This is a genomic window from Desulfothermus sp., assembly GCF_053993635.1.
This window is the reverse complement of record NZ_JBMYBT010000144.1, coordinates 1-3,223: the sequence shown is the minus strand read 5'-3', so window position 1 is coordinate 3,223 and position 3,223 is coordinate 1. Positions and strand designations below refer to the sequence as shown.

The 3,223-nt window shown below is 34.9% G+C and carries 6 protein-coding genes; all 6 read left to right on the top strand.

Annotation, left to right across the window (positions count from 1 at the left end):
* Window positions 1–16: 16 nt before the first annotated feature.
* Window positions 17–622 (top strand): FmdE family protein, encoded by a 606-nt coding sequence (locus tag ACY2V1_RS10740; protein ID WP_461834797.1) that lies wholly within the window; start codon window positions 17–19, stop codon window positions 620–622.
* 2 nt (window positions 623–624) lie between these two features.
* Entirely contained in the window at window positions 625–879 is a 255-nt protein-coding gene (locus ACY2V1_RS10735; protein ID WP_461834796.1) for a hypothetical protein, read from the top strand.
* Between the two features lie 115 nt (window positions 880–994).
* Window positions 995–1,789: a sulfite exporter TauE/SafE family protein gene (locus ACY2V1_RS10730; RefSeq protein WP_461834795.1), complete on the top strand. Its 795-nt coding sequence runs from the start codon at window positions 995–997 to the stop codon at window positions 1,787–1,789.
* A 221-nt stretch (window positions 1,790–2,010) separates the two neighbouring features.
* Entirely contained in the window at window positions 2,011–2,259 is a 249-nt protein-coding gene (locus ACY2V1_RS10725) for a UPF0175 family protein (protein ID WP_461834794.1), read from the top strand.
* Window positions 2,256–2,744 (top strand): PIN domain-containing protein, encoded by a 489-nt coding sequence (locus ACY2V1_RS10720; protein WP_461834793.1) that lies wholly within the window; start codon window positions 2,256–2,258, stop codon window positions 2,742–2,744. The genes ACY2V1_RS10725 and ACY2V1_RS10720 overlap by 4 nt, the downstream gene beginning before the upstream one ends.
* Window positions 2,745–2,898: 154 nt before the next feature.
* Window positions 2,899–3,223, top strand: a 325-nt coding sequence (locus ACY2V1_RS10715; RefSeq protein WP_461834792.1) for an Rpn family recombination-promoting nuclease/putative transposase, incomplete at its 3' end; no start/stop codon positions are given.

The following is a 3,223-nucleotide window of genomic DNA, read 5'->3' as shown; positions in this document are numbered from 1 at the left end:
AAAAAAGGAGGACTAGATGAACGAAAAAGAGATTTTGGAAAAGGCATTTGAATTTCACGGGCATATTTGTTGGGCATCTGCTGTTGGAGTGAGGGCAGGGCTTGCTGCGCTCAAGGCCCTGGGTGTTCAGAGAACAGGAACCTCTGGGGAACTACATTGTATTGTAGAAATCGGAGATAATCATGGGGCTCAATGTTTTGCAGATGGGGTCCAATATGCCACAGGATGTACTCTGGGTAAGGGAAATATTGAAAAAGCAGGATGGGGCAAGTTGGCTTTAACCCTAATAGACAAGCAAAACGAAAAAAGTGTGAGGGTCTCTTATAAGCCTACAAGGCACAAATTAATTGCTGAATCCACCTTTATGAGAAAAAGGGCACAGGGTGTACCACCTACAAAGATACCAAAAGAAGAGGCCATGGAGATGGTAAAAATTATATGGGATGCACCTGAAGATGAGATATTGAAGATAGAGAAGGTCAAAGACCATCCATATGAGGATTTTGGCGAAGTAATGGGACTTGTTCCCTGTGATAGCTGCGGTGAACTTGTGGCCAGGCCATATTTAAGGGTAGTAGGTAATAAGCATATGTGTATTCCTTGCTCAGGATATGATGTGTAGATATGGAACAGATAAGTGAAAATAACAAAATTAAGTCAATAGGCGAAAAGTATAAAGGATTTTTTCACAAATTTATTCATTTTTTTGGTTGGTGGTTTGGTTTTATGGGCCTTTATTCGTCATCTGCTGTTTGTCCATTTTGTGGTCAGACAGGATGTCCAGTGGGATTTGCATCAGCAGGTATTTTAGGAGCAATGTTTTCTTTTATTGCTGTTTATATAGGCAAAATAAAAATATTTTTTAAAAAACTATTATAAAAGAGGTATTATATGAATTTTGAAGAGTTATTTGAAATGGGACTTAAATTTAACGGGCACAGGTGTCCAGCAATGCTCCTTGGCCTATGAAGATTAGCACAGGAGATTACTTGTTATGATGATTTTAATTGCAAGTATATGTGTTTTAGTATTATCCTTTATCTTTTCCATGTTGGGATTAGGTGGAGCCATGCTCTATATTCCAGTATTTCATTGGCTGGGATATGATTTTAAGAGCGTGGCCATACCTACTGGTCTTTTGTTAAATGGAGTAACCGCTTTGTCTGCTGCTGTATTTTATATCAGATCAAAGATGGTTGACATAAAAGGGGCTATACCCCTCATAATTTCGTCTTTTATAGGAGCTCCACTGGGGGCATATTTCACTAAATTTGTCCCTACAAAGCTCCTTATTTTCTTTTTTGTTATTGCCATGAGTTTTGCAGGCATCAGAATGCTTATATCCTCTTCCCAGCCTGATAGAGAAAAATCCATGTCATATACAATAAAAATGGTCTTAATGGTTGTTGGAGGTTTTTTTGTTGGGTTTATTGCTGGGCTATTAGGTGTTGGTGGTGGATTTCTTTTTGTCCCAATGATGCTTCTTATGGGATATAAAACAAAAGAGGCTGCAGCTACCAGCAGTTTTGTAGTGGTGTTTTCGTCTTTTTCAGGATTTGCAGGACACATAGCAGAAGGCCATTTTAACCTTCCATTTATGCTCTCAACTACTATAGCAGTGATAATTGGATCTCAAATTGGTGCCAAGGTCATGAAAGAGAAGATGAAAGCAAAGTGGATAAAACAGATGTTCGGTATAGTCCTCTTAGCAGTTGCAATAAAGTTATTTGTCAAAAACTATGCTTATTATTACGCTATATTCAAAAAAATTTGGGTTCACTTTATGTAGTGCTTTTTATCAAAAAATTGACAAATTTTTAATTGATTCCTCTCCTTTTGATCCGTATGATCTCCTTATTAAGACTATAATCTAATTTGAAAAATAGATTAAATGAAGTTTAAATTCATATCTCCATATAAACCTGCAGGGAATCAGCCAAAGGCCATAACGCAATGAAATTTCTTGGTTAAATAAACTTGTAAAAATTTTTATAAGATGGGGGGTTTTTAATGAAGGTGGCAGTTTCCTTTCCAGAAGAGTTATTACATTCTTTGCGGATCGATAAAAAAACATTTCAACGAGAGGTTTTGCTTTATACTCTAGGCAAGTTATATGAAAAGGGCCGAATATCCGCTGGCTTAGCTGCTGGCATTCTAGGATGTGATCGGTGGGAATTTTATCAATTACTTTCTGAACACGGATTTTATGTCATAGATTATCCAGAAGATGAACTTGAAGAAGAAGTTAAAGAAATATGAAAGTAGTTGTTAATAGTACGCCGTTAATTGCTCTTTCCCTTGTAAATAAATTATCTATTTTAAAAGAATTATTTGATGAAGTCATTATTCCTTGTTCTGTATTTGAAGAAATAACAATATTTGGAAAGGGTAAAGTGGGTTCAAAAGAGGTAAAAGCAGCTGATTGGTTAACTATTCTGTCTCCACAAGAAAAAGAAATCATCCCTTCTTTTTTATTGGGATTAGATAAGGGAGAACTCGATGTAATTCTTTTAGCTAAAGAAATAGATGCAGATATGGTTTTAATAGACGAAAAAGCAGGAAGGAAAGTTGCTAAAGCTATAAAAGTAAAAGTAAAAGGAACTTTAGGATTGCTTTTAATGGCTTACCATAAGTGTATTATTAATAAAACAGAAGCTGAAAATATATTGAAAAAACTAGATGAAAGCTTTCTTCGTATTTCACCAAATTTGATTTCATGGTTTAAAAAAGAACTAAAGATATAAAAATATATCAAGACAATATGAGTATTTTTTTAATGAAATTTAAACTCATATGCCAAAGGCCATAACTCAATTGTGTAAAAATTTAAAAAAGAGCGTTAGGCATTTATAAAAATTCTCCTTGCCATCCCTTAAAAGGTGTTTTATCAAATAATTTATGACTAAAAAGTACATCCAAAATCCCCATGACGCCTTTGTTAAGGAAGTCTTTTCTCACAAGGAGCATGCTGAAGATTTTTTGAGAAATTATTTGCCTCAAAATATCTGCAAATTAATTGATTTTAATTCTCTGGTCATTGTCAAAGATTCCTTTGTGGATGAAGATTTAAAAGAACATTTTTCTGATTTACTCTATGAAGTTCAGCTAAGCTCCAGGCCTGGTTTTATTTATTTGCTTTTTGAGCACAAAAGCACTCCACAAAGATTTACTGCTTTGCAACTTTTGCGTTACATGGTGAAGATTTGGGACCTTTATCTTAAAC

Excerpts from the sequence above, each read along its gene's own strand:
- ACY2V1_RS10740 (WP_461834797.1), top strand. The coding sequence starts at position 17 with ATGAACGAAAAAGAGATTTTGGAAAAGGCATTTGAATTTCACGGGCAT.
- ACY2V1_RS10735 (WP_461834796.1), top strand. The coding sequence starts at position 625 with ATGGAACAGATAAGTGAAAATAACAAAATTAAGTCAATAGGCGAAAAG.
- ACY2V1_RS10730 (WP_461834795.1), top strand. The coding sequence starts at position 995 with ATGATGATTTTAATTGCAAGTATATGTGTTTTAGTATTATCCTTTATC.
- ACY2V1_RS10725 (WP_461834794.1), top strand. The coding sequence starts at position 2,011 with ATGAAGGTGGCAGTTTCCTTTCCAGAAGAGTTATTACATTCTTTGCGG.
- ACY2V1_RS10720 (WP_461834793.1), top strand. The coding sequence starts at position 2,256 with ATGAAAGTAGTTGTTAATAGTACGCCGTTAATTGCTCTTTCCCTTGTA.